Genomic DNA, 22,386 nt, shown 5'->3' with positions numbered 1-22,386 from the left:
CGACTCCAGCTTCGCGCCGTCGAGGCGCGCGGTCACGGGGTTGACACGCCCGCCCAACGCCCCGTTTCACCCGGGCATCGTGGTCACTCGGGCAGCACGCCGGTGGTCGCGAGCCGGCGATACCAGTGTCCGGAATCCTTCACCGTGCGTTCGAGGGTGTCGAAGTCGACCCGCACGATGCCGAAGCGCTTGGCGTATCCGTAGCCCCACTCGAAGTTGTCCAGCAGCGACCACACGAAGTAGCCGCGCAGGTCGACGCCCCGCTGCAGCGCGCGGTGCGCCGCCGTGAAGTGCCGGCGCAGGTAGTCCAGTCGCTCCGGATCGGGCACCGATCCGTCGGCGGCGGCGACGACGTCGTCGAACGCCGCGCCGTTCTCGGTGACCATGAGGGGCTGGTCCGGGAACTGGTGCGACAGTGATGCGAGCAGCTCCTCCAGGCCGTCGGGGGCGATGTTCCAGCCCATCGCGGTGTACGGCCCGGCCTGCTCGAGGAACTCCACCGACGTGTCGCTGCCCGGCCACGCCGTGCCGCCGCCGGCGGCCTTGTGGCCGTCGTTCTGCTGCCGCTCCGAGACCCCGTCCCACATCTGCACGGTCACCGTGGAGTAGTAGTTGACGCCGAGCACGTCGATCGGCTGATTGATCTGCGCGAGATCGCCGTCGAGCACGAACGACCAGTCGGTGACCGCTGCGGTGTCCTCGAGAAGATCCGGCGCATATTCTCCACGCAGCATGGGACCGGTGAAGGCGCGGTTGGCGAGCGCATCCACCCGTCGGATCGCCTCATCGGCGCGATCGCCGCGTCCGCGCAGCACGTGGAAGTTCAGCGTCACCGAGTACTGCGGGTCGCCGGTCGAGGTCTCGCGCAGTGCCGACACGGCCCGCCCGTGGGCGAGGTTCAGGTGGTGCACCGCGGCGAGGGCGGATGCCGGCTCCCGGCGTCCGGGTGCGTGGCCGCCCTGGCCGTATCCGAGGTAGGCCGAGCACCACGGCTCGTTGAGGGTGGTCCAGGTGTGGACGCGGTCGCCGAGCGCGGCGCCCATGATGGCCGCGTACTGCTCGAACGCGTCGGCGGTCGCGCGGGCCGGCCACCCACCGGCGTCTTCGAGAGCCTGCGGCAGGTCCCAGTGGTACAGCGTCGCCACGGGGCGGATGTCGCGCTCGAGCAGACCGTCGACGAGCCGGGAGTAGAAGTCGATGCCCGCCTGATTCGGCGCACCCGTGCCGGTCGGCTGGATGCGCGGCCAGGCGATCGAGAAGCGGTACGCACCGAGCCCGAGATCCTTCATGAGATCGAGGTCGTGCTCCCAGCAGTGATAGTGATCGCACGCGACGTCGCCGGTGTCGCCGTTCCAGACGTTTCCGGGGGTCTTGCTGAAGGTGTCCCAGATCGAGGGTCCTCGACCGCCTTCGTCGAAGCCGCCCTCCACCTGGTACGACGCCGTGGCAGAGCCGAAGACGAAGCCTTCGGGGAAGACCAGTCCGGAGTCGCGGTAGTCGGAGTTGCCAATGCTCATCGGGTCACCTCGTCGAGATCGATGTCGAAGGATGCGCGCTGCCCGTCCGGGGTGGTGACGGTCACCGTACGGGTGCCCTCGCCGCCCGGGAACACGCGCAGCCGCAGTCCTTCCCGGTAGTCGTAGTCCGGCCGGTCGTCGCGCGCGCCCCACGGGATCACCGCACCCGGCCGGGCATAGAGCGGCAGCGAGTCGAACCCGTGGGTTTCACGGCGCCAACGCCCGCCCTCGACTTCGTCTCCCGTGAGCAGGTTCGTCCAGGTGCCGGCGGGGAGATAGAACTCCACCTCACCCTCGGCGCTGAACACCGGCGCGACGAGCAGCTCGGAGCCGAGCATGTACTGCCGGTCGAGGTAGGCGACGGCGGGATCGTCGGGGAACTCCATCATCATCGGGCGCATGACGGGCACGCCGGTGGCCGCCGCGTCGACGCCCTGCTGGAACAGGTACGGCATGAGACGCATCTTGAGCTTGGTGAAGATGCGCGTGACATCCACCGCCTCTTCGTCGAACTGCCACGGCACCCGGTAGGACTGCGACCCGTGGAAGCGGGAGTGGCTCCCCAGGAGCCCGAATGCGGTCCAGCGCTTGAAGACCCCCGCATCCGGGGTGCCCTCGAAGCCGCCGATGTCGTGGCTCCAGAACGCGAACCCGCTGGCCGCGAGCGAGAGGCCGCCGCGGAGGGTCTCGGCCATCGACGCATACGTCGAGGTGGAGTCGCCGCCCCAGTGCACCGGCATGGTCTGCCCGCCGGCCGTCGCCGAACGGGCGAACAGCACGGCGTCACCCTCTCCCCGAGCATCGACGAGCACTTCGTGGACCGCGGCGTTGAACAGGTGGGTGTAGAGGTTGTGCATGCGCGACGGGTCGGAGCCGTCGAAGTACACCACGTCGGTGGGGATGCGCTCGCCGAAGTCGGTCTTGAAGCAGTCGACTCCCTGCTCGACGAGTCGGCGCAGGTGCGACTGGTACCACGCGGTCGCATGGGGGTTCGTGAAGTCGACCAGCGCCATGCCTGCCTGCCACATGTCCCACTGCCACACCGACCCATCCGGCCGTGTGACCAGGAATCCCTGGTCGGCGGCCTCGCGGAACAGCGGTGAGCGCTGGCCGATGTAGGGGTTGATCCACACGCTCACGCGCAGGTCCTTCTCGTGGAGGCGCTGCAGCATGGCGTCGGGCTCGGGGAACACGCGCGGGTCCCATTCGAAGTCGCACCAGTTGAATTCGCGCATCCAGAAGCAGTCGAAGTGGAACACCGACACCGGCAGGTCGCGCCGGGACATCTCGTCGATGAACGACGTCACCGTCGCCTCGTCGTAGTCGGTGGTGAAGCTCGTCGACAGCCAGAGCCCGTAAGACCACGCGGGCACCACGGGGGGCCGCCCGGTGAGCGCGGTGTAGCGCGAGAGCACGTCTTTCGGGGTCGGACCGGCGATGACGAAGTACTCCAGCACCTCCCCCGCGACGGAGAACTGCACGCGCTCGACGGCCTCCGAGCCGATCTCGTAGGAGACGTGTCCGGAGTCGTTCACGAGAACGCCGTAGCCACGACTGGAGAGGTGGAACGGGACGTTCTTGTAGGCCTGCTCGCTCGAGGTGCCGCCGTCGGCGTTCCACACGTCGACGCTCTGCCCGTTCTTCACGAGCGGACCGAACCGCTCTCCGAGCCCGTAGACGAGCTCACCGACGCCGAGGTCGAGCTGCTCGTGTACATAAGCGCCGCCGCGGGGCACGGTCGTGCCCGTGCGCGCGTCGCCGACGATCCCGGGATCGACCTGTGCATCCTCGCTCAGCTGCACGTATCCCTGCGCCTTGTGTCCGCTGCCGGTCACGCGGCGTCCGTCGACCTCGAAGGAGAGGTCCCACGGCGCACCAGAGGTGATGCGGGCCGTCAGCGCGCCCGTTTCCAGCACGCCGCCCGACTCGTCGAGGGATGCCTTCCCGGCGCCGGTCGCGCCGGGAAGCTCGAATCCGCCGTGCCAGGCGCCGCCGTCATGGTGGGCGATGCGTACCCGTACGACACCCTCCATCGGCGAGGACAGGGTGGTCGTGAGCACCGCCCGGTTGAGCGTGTCGCCGCGCTTGGCGATGCGCGCCGTCGGCGCAGTGACCACCAATCCCTCGCCGTCGGCCGTGTCGGCCGTGTGCCAGATGTCGTACGCCTCCTGGGCGTACAGGGCGGTGACGCCGGGTCGCAGCTGCCAGAACCCGTCGGTGAACTTCACGCGGTACTCCTGTCGATGGGTGTCGTCGGGGGAAGGGGAAGGGGGAGGGGGACCTCGATCACCCCACGGGCGGGCACATCAATTACCGCGCGACGACTGCCGTGCGCGATCGTGACCGGACCGGCCGTTGACGGCTTGACCGCCTCCAGGGTCAGAGCGACGGGCTCGCCATCGCACCAGTCGAGGTCGAGACGGATGCCCGGCCGGGCGATCAAGCCGCGCACCCGGCCGGTACCCATCTCGGCCGGCAGGGCGGGCAGGAGGTCGATCCGGCCGAGGCGGTGACTCTGCACGAGTGCCTCCAGCACGCCGCTGACCAGACCGAAGTTGCCGTCGATCTGGTACGGCGGGTGCGCGGCGAAGAGATTGGGATAGAGACCGCCGCGGTGCCCGCCCTCGGGCGAAGCGGCACGCATGGCCAATCGCAGGAGGCGCGAGACGGCCGCGGCGTCACCCAGTCGTGCGCGGAGCGCGATCTTCCATGCGAGGGACCACCCCGTGGAATCGTCGCCGCGCGTGTCCAGCGTGTGCGCCACGGCGGCATGGAGGTCGTCCCTGCCCCCGTCGCCGGGGTACCACTCGTAGAGGTGAGAGAGGTGGCGGTGGGCGCGGTCCTCGTCTTCCACCTCCGACCCCCATTCGAGGATGCGTCCGTCGGCCTGCACACGCGCGGGAGCCAGCCGCGGGAGGGCCTCCCGGGCGGCGGCTGCCACCGGATCTTCCGGCTCACCGGCGTCGTCGGCGAGATCGATCACGAGGCGGAGCACCTCTCGGATGAGGGCGAGGTCCAGGGCCGAGCCTTCGGTCAGCGCGGCCGGCCTGCCTTCCACGAGGTAGCGGTTCTCCGGCGACGTCGAGGGCGACGTGGTCGCCGCTCCGGTCGCATCGGTGCGGAGCCATCCGAGGAGGAATCTGGCGCACTCGCGCGCGATCGGCCGGAAACGGGCGCGAACCTCGGGCGTCATGGCCCCGTGGCGACGCTGTTCATCGAACTGCCGCACCAGCCAGGCCCCGCCGAGGGGCCAGTGCGACCAGGCCGCATCACCTGCCGTCGGCAGCGTGTACGCCCACAGATCCGTGTTGTGGTGGGAGACCCAGCCCTCGATCCCGTAGAGCCGCCGGGCGGTGTCACGTCCGCGGTTCGCGAGGCCTTCGATGAGGTTGAGGAGCGCCGTATGGGGACCCGAGAGCCCCACACTCTCGGCCGCCCAGTAGTTCATCGGCAGATTGATGTTGAGGGTGTATGCCGAGGACCACGGCGGCTGCATCTGGGCATTCCAGATGCCCTGGAGATTGGCCGGGGGCCCCGTCTCGGTGCTCGCGCACCGAAGCAGATACACACCGTAGGAGATGAGGGCCGACAGGACGCCCGTTGGGAGTACGTCGCGTCGCTCGGCTTCGATGATGGCCCGGTGCGGGTCGCCGATGACTTTGAGGTCGCCGGCGAGCTCAAAGTCGAAGTTCGAAGCGGAGGCGCGGAACGCATGTTCGTGCCGGTCGATCGCCTCACGCGAGTCGGCGACAGCGAGGAGAACCTCCGCGCGCGATCGGGCCTTCTCGCGAGGTTCCGGAGGGGCCGCGACGCCTCGGATCGTCGTGGTCAACGCGATGCGGATGTCAAGACGGTTCGCACCGGACACGACGAGATCGCCGCCGGACCAACGGGCGGCCCCGTCATGTTCGACGTCGACGATCACAACGACGGTGCCCGTCGACACGTCATCGGCCTCCCAGGTGACGGCCGGCGCGTCGGGCTCGTGCGTGGGGGCGACATCGGCGGGAAGGTCCAGCACGACGACGGCGCGGGCGCCCGCGCTTTCCTCTTCGACGCGGCGAAGTGGCGTGTCGAAGGAGACCACGGCGTCCGTCGGCCGCGCGTACGACTCCCGGTGAACGATGAGGCCGCTGTGCCACGACACGATGGACGTCGCGGTGACGCCCTCGGCGCGGCATACGTGCACGGCGGTGTCGAGGTCCAGCTCGCGGATGATCTCCGGGGACCGATCAGGATGCCCGGCGGTCGTGATCGTCACTTCTCCAACAGGCAGGAACGCCTGAGCGTAGCCGTGCTGGAGTGCCCGCATCGCGGTCTCCGCGCGCTGTGGATCTTCCGCCGAGACGGCAGCCCTCGCCGCGGCGAGCGCTTCTGCCGCCGACGCCGGGTCGACGAGGTCGCGGTCAGCACTGGCGAGGCCTCCGGACCACGCGGTCGCCTCGTTCAGACCGAGGCGACGCGCGGACGCGTCGGCACCGACCATCACGCCGACTCGACCGTCCCCCAGCGGGAGACGGTCGAGCCAGGTATCGCTCGCCGTGGTGTATCTCAGCACCGTCATCGGGTCAGAACTTCATCCCGCCCGCGGCGAGCCCCGAGCGCCAGTAGCGCTGCAGCGACACGAACACGATGATGATCGGGATGATCGACAGCAGCGAGCCGACGATCACCAGGGTCTGCAGTCCCGGGATCGTGATCGCCGCCTGGCTCCATCCCGAGAGACCCACGGTCACCGGCTGCAGCCGCGCATCGCTGAGCACCAGCAGCGGCAGCATGAAGTTGTTCCAGCTGCCGATGAACGCGAACAGCAGGATAGTCACCGCGCCGGGCGTCAGGAGCTTCAGCGCGATCGACCAGAACGCTCGCCACTCGCTCGCCCCGTCGAGACGGGCCGCCTCGAGCAGCTCCATCGGCACACTCGTCTGGGCGTAGATGAAGCCGAGCATGACCCCGAACGGGTACACGAGGCTTGGCAGCAGCACGCCCCACATGGTGTTGTTCAACCCCATCTCGACCAGGAGCACGTAGGTCGGCTGCGCGAGAACGGTCTGCGGCACGAGCATGCTGCCCAGTGCCGCCGCGAGGATCACGGTCCGACCGCGGAAGCGGTACATCGCCAGCGCGTATCCGGAGATGACGCTGATGAAGGTCATGAGCACGCTGCCGAGGCCGGAGTAGATGAGCGAGTTGAACATCCACCGCCAGTAAATGCCGTCGGCCTGCTCGGTGAGATCGACCAGGTTCTGCCACAGGTTGAACTCGGCGAAGAGGAAGCCCGGGGTGGAGAAGAGGTCTCCGGTGGACTTGGTGGACGCCACGATGAGCCAGTAGACGGGCACCAGGAAATAGAGCGTCACGGCGATCATGAAGATCCAGCCCACGGTGCGGGCTGTGCGGCTCGGTCGCTCGCCCTCGGCATACACCTGCCGACGTCTGTGGGGCGAGGGTGCGACCGAGGGGTGCGCGGCCGTCTCGGGCGCAGGAGCGATCTGCGTGGTCATGCCGACGCTCCCTTCTTGCGGTTCTGGAACACCGACAGGACGATCGAGAGGATGAAGGTCGCGATGCCCAGGATGATGGCCATCGCCGAGCCGAGGTTGATGTTGCCGCCGAGTGTCGTCGCCTGGAAGATCGCCATGTTCGGCGTGTAGTCGCCGGTGACGTTCGAGGTGATCGAGCGCAGGGTCATCGGCTCGTTGAACAGCTGCAGCGTGCCGATGATCGAGAACAGAGTGGTCAGCACGACGGCCGGCAGCACCATCGGGAGCTTGATCTGCAGAGCCGTGCGGAATTCACCCGCACCGTCCATGCGCGCGGCTTCGTACATCTCGCGCGGAACGGTCTGCAGGGCGGCGAAGATGATGATGACATTCACGCCCGTGACGGTCCAGATCGTGACGTTCGCGATCGACCACAGCACCGTTCCCGGCGCCAGGAAGTCGACCGAGATGCCGATGGAGGCCAGTCCCTCGACGATCGGGCTCACGCGCGGCTGATAGAGGAAGCCCCACACGAGCGCAGCGACGACGGATGGGACCGCATACGGCAGGAAGACGCTGAGCTGGAAGAAGCGCTTGGCGCGAACGACGGCGGAATCGAACAGGAGCGCCAGGGTGATCGCGAGGATCATCATGACCGGAACCTGCACCACGCCGAACAGGAGCACACGCCCGAAGCTCTCGAGGAATCCCTGGTCCTGGAACGCGCGGATGTAGTTGTCCAGGCCGACGAAGGCCAGGTCGTTGCTGTTGTCGAAACCGAGTCCGCCGCGCTGCACCGAGAAGAAGCTCATCCACAGCGCCGTCAGGATCGGGAGGATGAGGAAGACGACGAACAGGATGATGAACGGCGCGAGGAAGAGGTACGGGGCGAGGCGCACGCCCCACCCGCCGCGGATGCGGCGGGGGGACGTGCGCGTCGGGACGGCTGTCGAGGTCATGATGCGACGTTGAGGCCCATCGCCTCGAGCTCCTCGACCGTCATGTCCTGAACGTTGTCGAGAGCCTCTTCGAAGGTGATCTCGCCGTTGGCGACGCGCCCGAACTCGTCCTTGAGGGCGTTGACCGTGAGGTCATGGGTCGGACCGGCCGTCCACGTGCCGGGCACGCGCTCCGCGGCATCCGCGAAGACCTCGTTGATGACCTGACCGCCGTAGAACTCCGACGGCTGCAGGAGCGACTCGCTCGACAGGCCGGTGACCGCCGACGGGAAGACCCCGCCGTCGATGAGGTACTCGACTCCGGACTCACTGGAGTTCAGCCACGTGATGAACTCGACGGCCTGCTCCGGGTGGTCGGAGTTCGCCGTGACCACGTTCACGCTTCCGCCCGATTCACCGGCGGTGTTCTTGCCGGAGAACAGCGGGGTGTCCGCGACCGCCCAGTTCCCGCTGGTCGACTCAGCACTCTCCTCGAGCAGCACCGGGAACCATGCCGCGTAGTTGATGGTGGCGATCGTGCCCGCGTTCACCTCGGCCCAGTACTCGGGCGTCCACATCTCGACGACCTTCACGAGGTCTTCGTCGAGGAGCGTCTGCCAGAGCTCGGCGACCTCCAGGCTCTCCGGCCCGTTGACGGTGACGTCCCAGGCGTCGTCTTCGATCTGGAAGAAGCTGCCTTCGTTCTGCCACACGGTCTCCATCCACAGGCCCGCCTCATTGGGCGAGAACTGAGCGATGTAGATGTCGGGGTTGGCAGCCTTCAGATCGCGGCCTGCCTGCACGTACTCCTCCCACGTGGTGGGAACCTCGATGCCATACTCCTCGAAGATGTCGGTGCGGTACATCAGACCGGTCGGGCCGGAATCCTGTGGGATGCCGTACACCGCGTCTCCGAAGGAGACCGTGCCCCACGAGCTGGCGGTGAAGTCCTCAGCCAGGCCGTCGACGTACGGGGTCAGGTCGGTGAGCCGATTGTTGATGATGTGACCCGGCAGCGAGTGCGCGGACATCTGGACGACGTCGGGGGCCGTGCCTGCGTCGATCGCGGCGGGGATCTTGTCGCCGTCGTCGCCGGTCATCCGGAAGAACTCCACCTGGATGGCGGGGTTGTTCTCGTTCCATTCGGCGACCGCGTCCTCGAGGCCCGGGACCCAGCCCCAGAACTCGATCGTCACGTCTTCCGCGGCGCCGTCGTCGCCGGAACCGCCATCACTTCCTCCGGAACATCCCGCGAGCGCGAGCGCAGCTGCCGCCGCCAGTCCGGTCGCGGTCAGGCCGCGCTTTCTCCAGGTACTGCTGTGTGCCATCGTCGGCACTCCTTTCTCACTCACTTGCGTGAACCCTCGGGTGAGGTCTCGATCCGGACGATGAGGAGATCGCCCGGTGCGACGGCGACGTCGCCGTCGACATCCGTGTTCGACAGGACGTTCCTGCCGGCGGCCCGAACGGTCTGCGCCCGCTCGGTGTGATTGATGAAGATGCGCAGCGCGCCAGTCTTCGTGCGTCGCACGACGTGCTCGACGCCGTCGGGAAGCACTGCGGTCTCGATGCCCGCGTCGGCGACGATGCGTGCAAGATGGCGTTGCAGATCGTCGCCCTCCAGACGCGTGGAGAAGTAGTGCACGACTCCCAAGCCGCGGACGTTGCGGGTGATGGCTGCCGAGCCCGGTGCGATGACCGCCGGCGCGTCGGCGCCATAGGACGCGACCACCTCGGCCCCGCGTACGTGGAGGACCTCACTCCAGGCCGACGCGCATGTTCCCTCGCTGAGAGTGAGGTTTTCGCCGTCCCGGAGCGGCGCATGCTCTTCCACTCGCACGCCGGCGAGTTCGGCGAACGCCGCCGAATAGCTTCCCTCACGCACGCGCAGGTGCTCGTCGGTCGATCCGGAGAGGTACCAGACAGCCAGGTGGCCGCCGTTCGCGACGAAACGGTCGAACGCCCCCCGTTGGGAGTCGCTCACGGCGATCATGCTGGGTACCAGGACGAGGTCGTACTGCGAGAGGTCGCCGTTCGGGTCGACGAAGTCGGCCGTCACGCCGGACCGCCACAGCGCCTCGTGCACGCGGCGAAGCGCCGGGAGATAAGCGACGTCGGCAGAGGGCAGCATCCGCGTCTCGGTGGCCCACCACGCCGTCGAGTCCCACACGATCGCCGTGCGCGCCTCGACGACGCACCCCTCGATCGGACCGGCCGACAGTTCGGGGACGCCTGCGAGCTCGGCGCCGAGGTCGCTGATCTCTCGGAAGATGCGAGAGTCAGGACCGACGTGAGGCACCATCGCCGAGTGGAAGAACTCCGCCCCGACGCGCGGCGCACGCCATTGGAAGAACAGCGATCCGAAGGATCCGCGCGCCAGGTACTGATACGTGTTGCGGCGCATGCGCCCGGGCGCCTTGGCGAGCATGCGACCGCCGGCGTAGTCATAGACCAACGATGTCGCCTGTTCCATCAGGAGCCACGGCCGACCGCCCGCGAAGGACCGGGCCAGATCCGCCGCGAATGCCACCTGCGCGTCGCCCGAGGGGCCGTCTTCCGGGTAGTGGTCGATCGAGACGACATCCAGCTCGCGCGCGAAGTCCCATTCGTCGTAGTGATGCCACGTCGGAAGCATGAAGTTCGTGGTCGTCGGTATCCCGGGCGTCACCTCTCGCACGATCTCGAGCTGGTCGCGCAGGCAGCGCAGCAGCATGTCCGAACTGAAGCGCTTGAAATCGAGGAGGTGCGAGGGGTTCGGAATGTACTGCGTCCTCTGCGGGGCGTGGATGTCCTCCCACGAGGAGTACACCTGTGACCAGAAGGCCGTGTTCCAGGTCGCGTTCACACGGTCGAGGTCTCCGTAGGCATCCTGCAGCCACTCACGGAAGGCGACGTCGGTGACCGGGCCATAGGAGACTGTGCCGTACTCGTTGTGCAGGTGCCACATCGCCAGCGCCGGGTGGTCGCCGTAGCGCTCGGCCAGCACTCGGGTGATGCGGCGGGCAGCGTCTCGATACGCCGGAGCGGCGGGATTGTAGGTGTCGCGGCTGCCGTGGATGAGCCGCACGCCGTCGGGCGTAACGGGCAACGCCTCAGGGTGCAGCCGGGAGAACCACGGCGGAGGAGACGCGGTCGGCGTCGCGAGGATGACCTTGACGCCCGCGGAGTGCAGGCGGTCGAGCGCGGCGTCGAGCCAGCCGAAGTCGTATTCCCCCGGCTGCGGCTCGAGGGCAGCCCAGGAGAAGACGCCGACCGTCGCGGTGTTCACCGCAGCCTGCAGCATGAGATCGATGTCTTCCAGCAGCACCGCCTCCGGCCACTGCTCCGGGTTGTAATCGCCGCCGAACCATACGTGGGAGGTCGATCGTCGAAGCGCTTCGATTGCGGGCGTGGGCGTCTTCCGCTCCACCATGATCAGGCCACCGCCTTCTCGTGTCGCGGGCCGATGGACCCGTGCGCGTGGTACCGCGGCGCTATCAGGTGCACTGCTGGCTCCGGGTGACCGTCGACAGCGGCGAGTGCGAGGTCGACGGCCGCATCGCAGGACGCCTGCGGATCGAGCGGGAACGAGTCGATCGGCGTTTCGAGGGCGGCGGTGTCGAACGACGCCCCCACCGACACCACCGATATGTCTTCCGGCACCCGCAGGCCGCGCTCGGACAGCTCCGCCAGGATGGAGCCGTGCGCTTCCTCCGCCGTATGGAGCACGAGAGCCGTCGCGCCACGGGAGATCATGTCGGCTACGGTCCGCCGTGCCGCCGTGCGACTCGCCCGCGCCCCGCCCGACGTGCCATGCACAGCCTCGACATCCCGCTCCTCGGCGCGGCGAAGGAAGGCTCCCCTCACGCGTGGCGGGAAATTTGACTTCTCGTAGGCGGCTTCGGCTTGCCCGACGAGGCCGATCGACGTGTGGCCGGCGTCTGCGAGAAGGTCGACCGCGCGAGCGGCTGCCGCCTCGAAGTCGAGGTCGACGCAAATAAGACCCGCATGGTCGCGAGGAACGCCGATGAACACCGTCGGCGACGAGATGGATCGCGCGAGCCCCACCCGTGGATCGTCGGGTGCGACGTCGAGCACCAGAATAGCGTCGACCAGTCGATTGGTGGCGACGCGCCGCATCCCCTGCTGAGCCTCCTCCTCGGTCAGGAGGAGCACGTCGTAGTCGTGACGGCGTGCGGCGACGCTGGCTGCGAGTACGAACGCCATGTGCGTCGGTGCGTGAGTGTCTTTGCGAAGAGGCTCGGTGAGGGCGAAGATCTGCGTGCGCCGCCCGGCGAGCATGCGAGCCCCGGCGTTCGGAAGATAGTTGAGATCCTGGACGGCTTTCTCGATGCGACGGCGCGTGTCGGGAGAGACCGCCCTCTTTCCGCTCAGCGCATACGAGACGGTGCTGATCGACACACCGGCAGCCTTCGCCACCTCGTTGATGTTCGCCATTCCGACTCCGTCGTCCACATTGCTTATCGAAGCGCTTCGCTAAACGCTTCGACGACATCGAAACACATGTGACGGCTTCTCGCAAGTAGTTTCGCGCCATAAACAACAAACGTGTGGGCCCTCGCCCCGCCTCCCTGCCGCTGCGGGACTGAGCGATCTGCCACATACATCCGTGCGGAGCGTCGTCGTCCTTCGCGATTTGACGCATACCGACACGTTCGGTCATAATCGGGCGCATGACTGACGACGCACGCTCTCTGTCCGCCTTGGAGGCGAACGGGACTGCCGGCATGATGGTTGCCGGTCGCGCTGTCATGTGTTGTCGAATGTGTCGCTGATTCGGTGACCCCCGCTGGACTCGACGGTCTTCTCTCGCTCCGACCCGAGTCCCCGACGCACCACTGCGTACCCCGACCCCGGGTACTCGAAGGCGTCGCTTCCGGCCCATTCGACGGGCCGCATCGCAACACACACGTGAATCCCCTGAGCCGCACCCGGCCGGATTCCCACCGCTGAGGACCCATCATGTCGACCACCGCTCTCCTCGACCGCCCAACCCCTCCCGCCCGCCACCTGCGCGCCGTGACCGGGCCCGTCCCCACCGTCGCCGATCCCGAACCGGCGCCGGCCGCACCGGCCGCGCGCACCCTCCCGCCGGGCACCGAGCCGCGCGGATTCGCCCTCTACGTCGGACTCGACGAGGCGAAGGCTGCGGCCGCGGGGGTCGACCTCGGCGTGCTCGTGGATGCGCTCCGCCGCACCGTCGCCAACCTCGCGCCGTCGGCGGAGACCTACGCGACCGTCGCCCTCTCCCCCATCGGCGCGGGTGGCCGCGACGTCGACGTCGTGCGCCTCGCCCTGCACGAGCCGGCCGCCGTCGCCCGCACGAAGCGCGACGAAGAAGAAGCCGAGAAGGATGCCGTGCGCGGCGTCGTCGTGGACATCTCCCGCAAGCGTGTGCTCATCGACGGCGAGTCGGCCGCGTTCACCTTCAAGGAGTTCGAGCTCCTCCAGTACCTCGTGCTGCGCGAGGGATCGACGATCGAGCGTGCCGAGCTCGTGTCGTCGCTGTGGCGCGCGTCATCCGACGAGGAAGCACCCGGCGAGCGCACCATCGACGTGCACGTGCGTCGCCTTCGCGCCAAGCTCGGTCGCTACGAAGACATCGTCCGCACCGTGCGCGGCGTCGGTTATCGCTTCGACCGACACGCCGACGTCGTCATCCGCTACAGCCACGGCACCCCCTCGCCCGACCGCTTCTGACACCTTCGCGCCTCGCGCATCCGGCTGCGTGTCGGCGTGACGACATAGGGTGTGCACCATGAGCATGCCGGTCCGCGCGACGACGTCGCGCACACCGGTGCGTGGCCTGCGCGTCGCTCACGGCGGCCGCCCCATCGAGACCGAGTACCGCCCCCGGCGTCCCCTCGATCTGCGTCGCACGGTGCTGTTCCAGCGCCACGGCGCCAACGACCCGACGATGGTCCTCGCCGGCACCGTCATCTGGCGCGCGAGCCGCACCCCGATCGGCATCGCGACACTCGCGCTCCGGGAAACCTCCCCCGGGACGATCCGTGCGGCAGCATGGGGCCCCGGCTCATCGTGGGCGCTGGCGCAGGTGCCCGGACTGTGCGGGGAGCACGACACCACCGACGGCTTCGATCCGTCCCCCCACCCACTGGTCGCCGCCGTGCATCATCGCCATCCGGGGCTGCGGCTCGGCCGCACCGATCTCGTCTTCGAAGCCCTGGCGAGCGCCATCTTCGAGCAGAAGGTCACCGGCATGCAGGCCTTCGCGGCCTGGCGTCGCATCGTCACCTGGTACGGCGAGCGCGCCCCCGGACCGACACCGGTGCCGATGTTCGCGCCGCCGTCGACCGACGGCTGGCGGCGCATCCCGTCGTGGGCATGGCACCGTGCGGGACTGGAGCCGCCGCAGTCGCAGACGGTGGTCCGAGCCGCGCGCCGCGGCGATGCCCTCGAGCACGCGATCGCCGACGCCGCCGACGGCGAGGCGGTCGACCGCATCCTCATCTCACAGCCGGGTATCGGGCCGTGGACTTCGGCGGAGACGCGCATCCGCGCGCTCGGCGACTCCGATGCGGTGAGCGTGGGCGATTATCACCTCGCTCACCACGTCGGCTACGCCCTCACGGGTTCGCGCACCGACGACGACGGGATGCTGCAGCTGCTGTCCGCATGGCCGGGCCACCGGCAGCGCGTCATCCGGCTCCTCGCCGCCGGCGGGGTCCGTGAGCCGCGTCGCGCGCCCCGGCTGCATCCGGAAGACCATCGCGACCGCTGACGGCTGACGCAGGAGGGGTGGACGCGGCGCCTCGTCCGCGCGACGATGAGGTCATGATCGAGACGATCGACGATGTTCCCGACGGCGTCCTCGGCTTTCGCGCCGTCGGCGACGTGACGGCCGAAGACTACGAGAAGGTGCTGGATCCGGCCCTGGACCGAGCGCTGGCCTCCCACGAGAAGGTGAACCTCGTGATGGTGCTGGGTGACCGGTTCGAGCGCTACTCGCTCGGCGCGATGTGGCAGGACACGCTTCTCTCCGGCAAGCCGCGCCGCGTGTGGGGGCGCTGCGCCGTCGTCACGGGACACTCCGTGATCGCCGAGATCATCCACAGCCTCGCGTTCCTCTTCCCCGGCGACCTGCGCTTCTTCGCCGTCGACCGTGAGGAAGCGGCGATCGCGTGGGCGGCCGGAGGCGACGACTGACCTCAGGCGTCCACGTTCGACGGCGCGGGCCCGAGGTCTTCGAGCGCGCCCCAGACGTCATCGGGCACGGGCGTCGCCGCGAGCTCGTCGAGCTCGGCGAGGCGCGACGCAGACGAGACCCCGACGACGGTCGAATCGACCAGCGGTGACCGCAGCGAGAAGTGGAGCGCCGCAGCCCGCAGCGAGACCCCGTTCGACGCACACACCTCTTCGGCCGCCTGCACCCAGCGCCGCAGGTCGTCGGGCACCTCGCGATAGCCGTAGCGAGCCCCGGAGGCCGACCCCTTGGCGAGCAGCCCGGCGCCGAAGGGCGCAGCGTTGAAGACCGTCATCCCCCGCGACTTCGCGTCCTCGAACAGGGCGCGCCCGGTCTGGTCGACGAGCGTGAAGCGGTTGTGGCACAGCACAGCGTCGAAGGCGCCGGTATCGACGTACTGCTGGACGAGGGATGCGGGCGCGGCGGCGATGCCGATCGCATCGACGGCACCGGTGTCGCGCAGATGCCGCATCCCGTCGAGTGCACCGCCCGGGGCGACCGCCTGCTCGAAGGTGATCGTGAACGGGTCGTGCAGGTGCACCAGGGAGACGCGATCCACGCCGAGCCGCGCGAGGGATTCCTCATAGGAGCGCAGCACGCGGTCACGGTCGAAGACTCCGGTCTCGGGATCGCAATCGACCTTCGTGACCAACGGTGGCTGCCCGGCCGAGCCGACCTCGTCCGGGCTGAGCGTGGCCAGCGCCTTGCCGATCACGGCTTCCGAGCGGCCCCCGGCGTAGGCGTTGGAGGTGTCGAGGAGCGCGTGGTCGCTCCGCAGCAGGGCCACCACGAGGTCGACCGCGGTCGCCTCCTCGACGGAGCCGACCTCCGTGTCTCGCCCGAGTCCGGATGTGCCCAGGGTCAGTGCGGACGGTGCGGGAGTGATCACGGCGCTCATGCGCTCCACACTCCCACGGATGCCGGCGGCCCGTCACCCCGCGGCCGGCATCCCACGGCCGGCATTCCGTGGCCGGCGTGCCCGTAGGCTGGCGACATGTCTGAACCTCGCACCGGGTTTCCGCGCGGCCGGCTCCAGTGGCTGCTCGGCACCGTTCTGCTGTTCGTCGTCGGCGTGCTGATCGGGCTGATCCTGCAGAACGTGTGGCTGGGCGTGATCCTCGCCGGGGCGATCTCGATCGGATGGCTCATCGCGTACGAATCCTGGCGCGGTCGCCGGGTCGGCCTCGACGATCCCGATGACGACGGCGCACAGGTCTGAGTTCTCCCCCGGAGAGGCGCGCGCGAGCCGACTTAGGCTAGCCTAAGTCGCAATGAATTCCTCGACTGAGACACCCACTTTCCGCATCGAACGCCGGCCACTCGAGCTCCGGTTCCGGTGGACGACGCTGACCGCCCGGGAGTGGGTCACTCCCGATTACGTGCGCGTGCGACTGACCGGCGACGACTTGGTCGGGTTCGCCTCGCTGGGCGCCGACGACCACATCCGCGTCTTCTTCCCCGACGGCGAGACCTCGACGGTGGAAGAGCTCCGTGCCGCGCCGAGCCGGGAGTACACCCCCCTCGCATGGGACGCCGACGAGGGATGGCTCGACCTGGAGTTCGCCGTCCACGGCGATCAGGGCGTCGGCGCGCCCTGGGCGGCCCACGCTCCCCTCGGCTCTCCGGCGGGCGTGGGCGGACCGCGCGGCTCCGCGGTCATGGCCGGACGACCCGACGCCTGGTTCCTCGCCGGCGACGAGACGGCCGTTCCCGCGATGCGCCGCTTCGTGGGACTGATGGATGCCGACGCGGTCGGCCGCATCCTGATCGAAGTGGCGGGGCCAGACCGTGAGCTGCCGCTGCAGAACCTGCCCGCGGGAGTGTCGGTCTCGTTCGTCCATCGGGGCGACGGTCCCTCCGGCACGGCTCTCGCCGCGACGCTCGAGGGGATCGGTGCGGACGAGCGACCAGATGGCGCGGTGTTCGGGTTCGTCGCCGCCGAGCAGGCGATCGTGAAGAGCGGACGGGCGCTTCTGCGCGAGCGCTGGGCGCTTCCGGCGGAGCAGATCGTCGTCAAGGGCTACTGGAAGCGCGGCGAAGCCGAGTACCACGCGCCCCACTGAACCGGCTGTCGATACCGTTCCGGAGATCCCTCCGCGAGTGGGCACGCTGCGCATCGTCGGAGTAAGGTCCGAAGGCAGCGGTGAGCGAAGGGAGCCGGTGGTGAGCAACGACGGGAACGGCGGATTCTCCGACGACGAGAAGGCCGCGATGAAGCAGCGGGCCGAGGAATTGCGATCGACGAAGGGCCTGAAGGGCGCGGCGAAGCTGGCGCGCGAGATGGAGGCGTGCGTGAGCGCCATCGACGAGCTCGAGGGAATCGACTCCGAGGTCGCGACGATGTTCCACCGGCTCGTGTCCGAGGAGGCCCCGGACCTCGCGCCGAAGACGTTCTACGGCTTCCCCGCGTACGCCAACGGCGAGGGCAAGGTCGTCATGTTCGTGCAGCCGAAGTCGAAGTTCGACACGCGATACCCGACCGTCAACTTCGACGAGCCCGCGCACCTCGACGACGGCGCGATGTGGCCGACGTCATTCGCGGTCGTCGAGGTCACATCCGACGTCGAGTCGCGCCTGCGCGACCTCGTGCGCCGCGCCGTGGCCTGACCCCCGACGCGACGACAGGGCTACATCTCCTCGTGGGTGTCGGGGTCGCCGCCCCACAGACGTCCCCGTTCGAGCGCGGAGATCGCCGCGACCTCGTCGTCGGTGAGCTCGACGTCGAACACGTCGGCGTTGTCGCGCTGGCGATCGGGGGCGGCGGACTTGGGGATGGGCGTCGAGCCGAGCTCCACGTGCCACCGCAGCGCGATCTGCGACGGCGACTTCCCGTGGATCTCGGCGAGTTCGCGCAGGATCGGCTCCGTGAGCAGCTCGCTGCGCTTGGCCAGCGGGCTCCAGGACTCGGTGCGGATGCCGTGCTCGGCGTGGAACGCGCGCAGGGCCGCCTGCGGAAAGTACGGGTGCAGTTCGACCTGATTCACCGCGGGCACGACGCCCGTCTCCTCGATGAGGCGCTCGAGCATCGGCTGGGTGAAGTTCGACACCCCGATCGACCTGAACTTGCCCTCGTCGCGGAGGTCGATCATCGCCTTCCACGTGTCGACGTACGCGTCGACGCTCGGATTGGGCCAGTGGATGAGGCTGAGATCGATGCGGTCCAGACCGAGCACATTCAGCGAACCGTTGGTCGATTCGATCGCCTGGTCGTAGCCGTGATGTCGTCCCGGGATCTTCGTCGCCACGACGAGCTCGTCACGGTCCACGCCGCTCCGGCGCACCGCTTCCCCGATCTCCCGCTCGTTCTCGTAGTTCACCGCGGTGTCCAGCAGTCGGTAGCCCGAAGCGATGGCGGCCACGACCGCCTCGATGCCATCGTCGCCGTTCAGCCCGTAAGTGCCGAGGCCCAGCTGCGGGAAGAGCGTGTCGTCGTTGAGCGTGACCGTCGGGATCTGCATCACCGAAGGCTTGTCCTGCGGAGTCATTCGTTCGGCACGTCGCCGTCGGCCACGCCTTCTCGAGCGGCGCGCTCATCGGCGTCCGCCGAGTTCTGGGTGTCCTCGTCGACATCGGGATCGAGCACGGCATCCCGGTCTCGTTCGAGTCGTTCGCGGTCTTCGGTGCGCTCGTGGTCGGCGTCCTGCGCATGCCCGTCGCCGTAGAAGCCGGGGGCCGGGGGAATCGGGAGGTTGGACATGGTGGTCTCCTTTCCGTGCGGACCTCCACCGTAGGAGGGGAGGCGCGGACCGCGCGACGGGGTTGCGTGCGACAGCGACGGGAGCTAGCGGCGATCGTGCACGGGTTCACCGTCGACCAGGACCAGGCGGATGTCGGCACGCGTCGCCTGCCACACCAGCGCGAGCACGGGGTCGCGCGGCGGCTGGAGGTGCGACCCGCCCGTTTCGACGAGCACGAGGTCGGCACGCTTTCCCGGCTCGATGGAGCCGAGGTCCACCTCCCGTCCGAGAGCTCGAGCGCCGTCGATGGTCGCGTGCGCGAAGATCTCGTGCGCGGTCGCGCGCGCATGACCCGTACCGGCGACCCGGTCGAACATGAGCGCTTGGCGCATCTCGGCGCCCATGTCGGCGGTCGCGTTCAGCGTGGCGTTGTCGAGACCGAGTCCGACGGCGACACCCGCATCGCGAAGCGCGCCGAGCGGACTCGACGTGCCGCCGAGCAGCATCGTCGCGGCAGCGCAGTGGGCCGCGCCCATGCCGCGGTCCGCGAGGAGTTCCCGGTCGCTCGCGTCGGCGAAGACGGCGTGTGCCGCGACGGTGCCGGGTCGGACCAGACCGAGGCGGTCGAGCCGTGCGACCGCGCGCTCACCGCCGACGTCGACGGCACCCGCCTCGGATGCGCACACGTGCGTGGTGAATCCGACGGAGCGCGCGCGTGCCACGTCACCGAGGCCGGCGAGAAGCGCGTCGCTCGCCATCTCGGGCAGTTCCACGCTGGTCCACACCGCGACACGACCGGTCGCGAGGTCGCACGCGGCATCCGCGAACCGCCGCGCGACGTCGGTCGGCGCGACGAGGTCGGCCGGTTCGACCGCGTGATGGTCGAGGAGCGCATCCCACCCCGGCGGGAGCCGGTCCGAGACCATGGGAGCGACGATCCACCGCAGACCCGTGCGAACGGCCGCCGCCACGGAGGCGACGAGACAGGCGTCCGCGCGGCGGCTGCCCACGCCCCCGACACCCCAGCAGTCGACCACGGTGGTGATCCCGGCCCGCGCCAGGTCGGCGCCGGTGAGCGCAACGGCCCGGCCGGCGTCCGCGCCGCCGTAGCCGAGCACGGTGCCGTAGTAGGTGCCGAACAGCCAGTCGAAGAAGTCCGGCGCCTCATCGCGCGCGCCCCGACCGAGCGCGTCCATCGCGTGCTGATGCGTGCTGAGGAATCCCGGATGAACGATGCCGCCGCGCGCATCCACTCTCTCCCGCGCCGTCGGCGCCCGCCCGGAACCGACAGCGGTGACGGCACCGTCGTCGACGGCGATCCAGCCATGCACGACATCGCGTCGCGCATTCATCGTCACGATGACGGCGTCGTCGACGACGAGGTCGTGCACGGCGGTCACCGCGGGAAGAGCGGGATGCGGCCCAGCGCGAACAGCCGATCGGCGTAGGACGCGAGGGCATCCGGCCACCCGTCGCCCTCGGCCAGGAGCGCCCCGACGCCGACGATGTCGGCTCCCGCCTGTTCGAGGAGAGCGAGCGCCGCACCCGACGACGATCCCGTCGAGATCACGTCGTCGACGAACAGCACGCGACGGCCGCGGATGTCATCGAGCCGGGCACGGTCGAGCAGCAGCGATGCACTCGACGTGCTCGTGATGGCGTGAACGGGTGCTTCGAGGGCGTCGCCGAGGTGCACCTTGCGGGTCTTCTGCAGGATGACGTAGTCGTCGAGACCGAGGGCGCGGGTGACCTCGATCGCCACGGGGATGCCGAGGGTCGCCGGCGCGACGACGATATCGGGCGCGGCACCGGCGAAGTGCGCGGCCAGCTCGCGTCCCGCTGTCTCGATGACCGACACAGGCTGGTCGATCACCATCATGAGCGCGATCGACAGGTCCTCGGAGACCGGGATCACCGGCAGCGTCACGTGCTGGCTGCCCATCTGTGCCGTGTAGGTCTCGGGGATGCCGGGGGTCTCGTCCATGGAATGCACGGTACGCAGGCGGGATGTCGCACACGTTTCGGAGCGCTGCGGGCATGACCGCGCGCTCATGTCGATGCGGCAGCGTCTTGCCCTCCACAGGCGCGTCCGTGCCTCGCTTTATCCACAGGTATATGCCGGTCAGAGAGGCTTTTTAGCCCCGCGGGAATGTCGGAGGCCCCGGGCACAATGGGGGCATGGAACAGTTCGCGAGTCGCCTCGATCGAGCGCAGATCGCGCTGGCGGAAGCCACCGCGGATGCGTTCGTCGACGGCACATGCCGCGAGCTTGACGATGAGGACCTGCTGGGTATCGTCAAACAGGTCGCGCACGTGGCGCGGCTGGCCGAGGCGCTGCTCGTCGATGCCGCGGGAGAGGTACAGGATCGCGTCGACTCCGCGGTGCCGAGCGAGCGACTCACGACCGTGCGCGGATGCCGGTCGACGAAGGAGCTCGTTCAGCGCCTCACACGCGGATCCTCCCGCTCGACGACGGAGCTGCTGCGGGCAGCGAAAGCCGTCAGCCGCCCCACCGCGCTCGCCTCCGGTGAGGCACTGCCGGCGCGCTATCCGGCACTTCGGGCCGCGCTCAGCCGCGGTGACGTCGGCATCGACGCGGTCGCGACCGTCGCGGGCACGATCGATGCGGCCGGTTGCGCGGCAGAGGCCCGATGGGCGGCGGATGAGGAGCTCGCAGCCTCCGCGTGCGGCACGGGCGCAGACGGCGCCCCCGCGGCCGGGGTCGACGAGCTGCGGCTGCAGGCGCAGGTGTGGGCCATCTGGCTCGACCAGGACGGCGCCGAACCACGCGAGGCGCGGGCGATGCGCAAGCGCGGCGTCACTCTCGGTGCCTGTCGCGACGGACTCGTTCCGATCTCCGGGAGCCTGCTCCCCGAGGTCGCCGGCCAACTCGGAACGCTCTTCGATGCAATTCTCAACCCGAAGACCGACGGCCCAGCGCTGCCTGACGGGCCGAGGTTCACCCCGGACGAAGACACCACCCGCTTCGGCGGCGAATCGCTGGAGGAGCAGGTGACGGATGCTCTCGAGTCGTCACGACCGGATCTGCGCAGCCGCGTGCAGCGGCAACACGACGCATTCGCCTCGATCCTCGGCGTCGCGGCCCGGTCGGGAGACCTGCCGACCATCGGGGGTGCGGCTCCGACCCTCGTGGTCGCGGTGAGTGCCGACGACCTCCGCACCGGCACGGGCTCCGCCCACATCCCGAGCCTCGGCGCGGAGCCCGTTCCGCTCGGCGTCGCGCGGCACACGGCGTGCACCGGCGCTGTCCAGCGCGTGTTCTCCGACGACAACGGTCGCATCCGCGCGATCCACACCGTCGAGCGCGTCTTCGATCAGCATCAACGCCGAGCCATCACGCTCCGTGACGGGAACTGCATCATTTCCGGCTGCGACGTGCCGGCAGCATGGTGCGAGATCCATCACGTCACCGAACACTCTCGCGGCGGACCTACCCACACCGACAACGGCGTGCTGCTGAGGCTGTCGCATGAATCTGCAGGTGATTGGGCGCGCCTGAGGCGGGTTTATGCCTGATCAGGTGATGATTAAGTATGGTCGTGAATG

The 22,386-nt window shown here is 69.0% G+C and carries 20 protein-coding genes; 7 read left to right on the top strand and 13 right to left on the bottom strand.

The window, feature by feature from the left end; all coding sequences use genetic code 11:
• Window positions 1–83 precede the first annotated feature (83 nt).
• Genes B3S45_RS07875 through B3S45_RS07840 form a run of 8 tightly spaced genes read right to left on the bottom strand, consistent with a single transcriptional unit; the run spans window position 84 to window position 12,375 of the window.
• A complete protein-coding gene (locus B3S45_RS07875; RefSeq protein ID WP_286718742.1) occupies window positions 84–1,517 on the bottom strand; it encodes a GH1 family beta-glucosidase in 1,434 nt (477 codons plus the stop codon).
• A complete protein-coding gene (yicI, locus tag B3S45_RS07870) occupies window positions 1,514–3,745 on the bottom strand; it encodes an alpha-xylosidase (protein WP_286718740.1) in 2,232 nt (743 codons plus the stop codon). Before yicI ends, B3S45_RS07875 begins: the two co-directional genes overlap by 4 nt.
• On the bottom strand, window positions 3,742–6,081 hold the full coding sequence (locus tag B3S45_RS07865; RefSeq protein WP_286718738.1) for a glycosyl hydrolase family 95 catalytic domain-containing protein: 2,340 nt from the start codon (window positions 6,079–6,081) through the stop codon (window positions 3,742–3,744). The genes yicI and B3S45_RS07865 overlap by 4 nt, the downstream gene beginning before the upstream one ends.
• Window positions 6,082–6,085: 4 nt before the next feature.
• Window positions 6,086–7,021, bottom strand: coding sequence for a carbohydrate ABC transporter permease (locus B3S45_RS07860; RefSeq protein ID WP_286718736.1), 936 nt, complete (start codon window positions 7,019–7,021; stop codon window positions 6,086–6,088).
• Entirely contained in the window at window positions 7,018–7,959 is a 942-nt protein-coding gene (locus tag B3S45_RS07855) for a carbohydrate ABC transporter permease (protein ID WP_071043961.1), read from the bottom strand. The genes B3S45_RS07860 and B3S45_RS07855 overlap by 4 nt, the downstream gene beginning before the upstream one ends.
• Window positions 7,956–9,266, bottom strand: a complete 1,311-nt coding sequence (locus tag B3S45_RS07850) for an ABC transporter substrate-binding protein (protein ID WP_071043962.1) — start codon at window positions 9,264–9,266, stop codon at window positions 7,956–7,958. The genes B3S45_RS07855 and B3S45_RS07850 overlap by 4 nt, the downstream gene beginning before the upstream one ends.
• A gap of 20 nt (window positions 9,267–9,286) precedes the next feature.
• Complete coding sequence (locus tag B3S45_RS07845; protein ID WP_286718732.1) at window positions 9,287–11,350, bottom strand: beta-galactosidase; 2,064 nt, start codon at window positions 11,348–11,350, stop codon at window positions 9,287–9,289.
• Between the two features lie 2 nt (window positions 11,351–11,352).
• Window positions 11,353–12,375: a LacI family DNA-binding transcriptional regulator gene (locus B3S45_RS07840; RefSeq protein ID WP_286718730.1), complete on the bottom strand. Its 1,023-nt coding sequence runs from the start codon at window positions 12,373–12,375 to the stop codon at window positions 11,353–11,355.
• A gap of 525 nt (window positions 12,376–12,900) precedes the next feature.
• Here B3S45_RS07840 and B3S45_RS07835 point away from each other — a divergent pair.
• Genes B3S45_RS07835 through B3S45_RS07825 form a run of 3 tightly spaced genes read left to right on the top strand, consistent with a single transcriptional unit; the run spans window position 12,901 to window position 15,105 of the window.
• Window positions 12,901–13,638 carry a winged helix-turn-helix domain-containing protein gene (locus tag B3S45_RS07835; RefSeq protein WP_071043965.1) on the top strand — a complete coding sequence of 246 codons (738 nt, stop codon included), beginning with the start codon at window positions 12,901–12,903 and terminating at the stop codon, window positions 13,636–13,638.
• A 58-nt stretch (window positions 13,639–13,696) separates the two neighbouring features.
• Window positions 13,697–14,680: a DNA-3-methyladenine glycosylase family protein gene (locus B3S45_RS07830; protein WP_414683078.1), complete on the top strand. Its 984-nt coding sequence runs from the start codon at window positions 13,697–13,699 to the stop codon at window positions 14,678–14,680.
• A gap of 53 nt (window positions 14,681–14,733) precedes the next feature.
• Window positions 14,734–15,105, top strand: a complete 372-nt coding sequence (locus tag B3S45_RS07825; RefSeq protein ID WP_286718727.1) for an STAS/SEC14 domain-containing protein — start codon at window positions 14,734–14,736, stop codon at window positions 15,103–15,105.
• Between the two features lie 2 nt (window positions 15,106–15,107).
• Here B3S45_RS07825 and B3S45_RS07820 read toward each other — a convergent pair whose 3' ends face one another.
• Window positions 15,108–16,040: an aldo/keto reductase gene (locus B3S45_RS07820; RefSeq protein ID WP_286718724.1), complete on the bottom strand. Its 933-nt coding sequence runs from the start codon at window positions 16,038–16,040 to the stop codon at window positions 15,108–15,110.
• 96 nt (window positions 16,041–16,136) lie between these two features.
• Between B3S45_RS07820 and B3S45_RS07815 the strand changes: the two genes are divergently transcribed.
• From B3S45_RS07815 to B3S45_RS07805, 3 genes are all read left to right on the top strand, one after another.
• Window positions 16,137–16,361, top strand: a complete 225-nt coding sequence (locus tag B3S45_RS07815) for a hypothetical protein (RefSeq protein WP_071043967.1) — start codon at window positions 16,137–16,139, stop codon at window positions 16,359–16,361.
• Between the two features lie 52 nt (window positions 16,362–16,413).
• Window positions 16,414–17,205, top strand: a complete 792-nt coding sequence (locus B3S45_RS07810; protein WP_286718720.1) for a siderophore-interacting protein — start codon at window positions 16,414–16,416, stop codon at window positions 17,203–17,205.
• Window positions 17,206–17,305: 100 nt separating this feature from the next.
• Window positions 17,306–17,749: a hypothetical protein gene (locus B3S45_RS07805; protein WP_414683077.1), complete on the top strand. Its 444-nt coding sequence runs from the start codon at window positions 17,306–17,308 to the stop codon at window positions 17,747–17,749.
• 20 nt (window positions 17,750–17,769) lie between these two features.
• Here B3S45_RS07805 and B3S45_RS07800 read toward each other — a convergent pair whose 3' ends face one another.
• The 4 genes from B3S45_RS07800 to B3S45_RS07785 all read right to left on the bottom strand — a co-directional run bounded on the left by B3S45_RS07800 (window position 17,770) and on the right by B3S45_RS07785 (window position 20,803).
• Window positions 17,770–18,603 carry an aldo/keto reductase gene (locus B3S45_RS07800; RefSeq protein WP_143003666.1) on the bottom strand — a complete coding sequence of 278 codons (834 nt, stop codon included), beginning with the start codon at window positions 18,601–18,603 and terminating at the stop codon, window positions 17,770–17,772.
• 20 nt (window positions 18,604–18,623) lie between these two features.
• Window positions 18,624–18,839, bottom strand: a complete 216-nt coding sequence (locus B3S45_RS07795) for a hypothetical protein (RefSeq protein ID WP_071043970.1) — start codon at window positions 18,837–18,839, stop codon at window positions 18,624–18,626.
• 84 nt (window positions 18,840–18,923) lie between these two features.
• Entirely contained in the window at window positions 18,924–20,219 is a 1,296-nt protein-coding gene (locus B3S45_RS07790; RefSeq protein ID WP_286718717.1) for an amidohydrolase family protein, read from the bottom strand.
• On the bottom strand, window positions 20,216–20,803 hold the full coding sequence (locus B3S45_RS07785; RefSeq protein WP_071043972.1) for a phosphoribosyltransferase family protein: 588 nt from the start codon (window positions 20,801–20,803) through the stop codon (window positions 20,216–20,218). Before B3S45_RS07785 ends, B3S45_RS07790 begins: the two co-directional genes overlap by 4 nt.
• 194 nt (window positions 20,804–20,997) lie before the next feature.
• On the opposite strand from B3S45_RS07785, the gene B3S45_RS07780 reads away from it, so the two are divergent.
• Window positions 20,998–22,356, top strand: a complete 1,359-nt coding sequence (locus B3S45_RS07780; protein WP_286718712.1) for an HNH endonuclease signature motif containing protein — start codon at window positions 20,998–21,000, stop codon at window positions 22,354–22,356.
• Window positions 22,357–22,386 lie beyond the last annotated feature (30 nt).

The sequence above is a fragment of the Microbacterium sp. UBA1612 genome, assembly GCF_002321605.1.
GTDB classification, from domain to species: domain Bacteria; phylum Actinomycetota; class Actinomycetes; order Actinomycetales; family Microbacteriaceae; genus Microbacterium; species Microbacterium luteum.
The sequence above is the reverse complement of the archived record's forward strand: the minus strand, read 5'-3'. Positions and strand labels throughout refer to the sequence as shown.

What these genes read in the sequence shown, in the direction of transcription:
- B3S45_RS07875 (WP_286718742.1), bottom strand. Translation starts at nt 1,517, where the DNA reads ATGAGCATTGGCAACTCCGACTACCGCGACTCCGGACTGGTCTTCCCC.
- B3S45_RS07865 (WP_286718738.1), bottom strand. Translation starts at nt 6,081, where the DNA reads ATGACGGTGCTGAGATACACCACGGCGAGCGATACCTGGCTCGACCGT.
- B3S45_RS07860 (WP_286718736.1), bottom strand. Translation starts at nt 7,021, where the DNA reads ATGACCACGCAGATCGCTCCTGCGCCCGAGACGGCCGCGCACCCCTCG.
- B3S45_RS07855 (WP_071043961.1), bottom strand. Translation starts at nt 7,959, where the DNA reads ATGACCTCGACAGCCGTCCCGACGCGCACGTCCCCCCGCCGCATCCGC.
- B3S45_RS07850 (WP_071043962.1), bottom strand. Translation starts at nt 9,266, where the DNA reads ATGGCACACAGCAGTACCTGGAGAAAGCGCGGCCTGACCGCGACCGGA.
- B3S45_RS07845 (WP_286718732.1), bottom strand. Translation starts at nt 11,350, where the DNA reads ATGGTGGAGCGGAAGACGCCCACGCCCGCAATCGAAGCGCTTCGACGA.
- B3S45_RS07840 (WP_286718730.1), bottom strand. Translation starts at nt 12,375, where the DNA reads ATGGCGAACATCAACGAGGTGGCGAAGGCTGCCGGTGTGTCGATCAGC.
- B3S45_RS07835 (WP_071043965.1), top strand. Translation starts at nt 12,901, where the DNA reads ATGTCGACCACCGCTCTCCTCGACCGCCCAACCCCTCCCGCCCGCCAC.
- B3S45_RS07830 (WP_414683078.1), top strand. Translation starts at nt 13,697, where the DNA reads ATGAGCATGCCGGTCCGCGCGACGACGTCGCGCACACCGGTGCGTGGC.
- B3S45_RS07825 (WP_286718727.1), top strand. Translation starts at nt 14,734, where the DNA reads ATGATCGAGACGATCGACGATGTTCCCGACGGCGTCCTCGGCTTTCGC.
- B3S45_RS07820 (WP_286718724.1), bottom strand. Translation starts at nt 16,040, where the DNA reads ATGAGCGCCGTGATCACTCCCGCACCGTCCGCACTGACCCTGGGCACA.
- B3S45_RS07815 (WP_071043967.1), top strand. Translation starts at nt 16,137, where the DNA reads ATGTCTGAACCTCGCACCGGGTTTCCGCGCGGCCGGCTCCAGTGGCTG.
- B3S45_RS07810 (WP_286718720.1), top strand. Translation starts at nt 16,414, where the DNA reads ATGAATTCCTCGACTGAGACACCCACTTTCCGCATCGAACGCCGGCCA.
- B3S45_RS07795 (WP_071043970.1), bottom strand. Translation starts at nt 18,839, where the DNA reads ATGTCCAACCTCCCGATTCCCCCGGCCCCCGGCTTCTACGGCGACGGG.
- B3S45_RS07785 (WP_071043972.1), bottom strand. Translation starts at nt 20,803, where the DNA reads ATGGACGAGACCCCCGGCATCCCCGAGACCTACACGGCACAGATGGGC.
- B3S45_RS07780 (WP_286718712.1), top strand. Translation starts at nt 20,998, where the DNA reads ATGGAACAGTTCGCGAGTCGCCTCGATCGAGCGCAGATCGCGCTGGCG.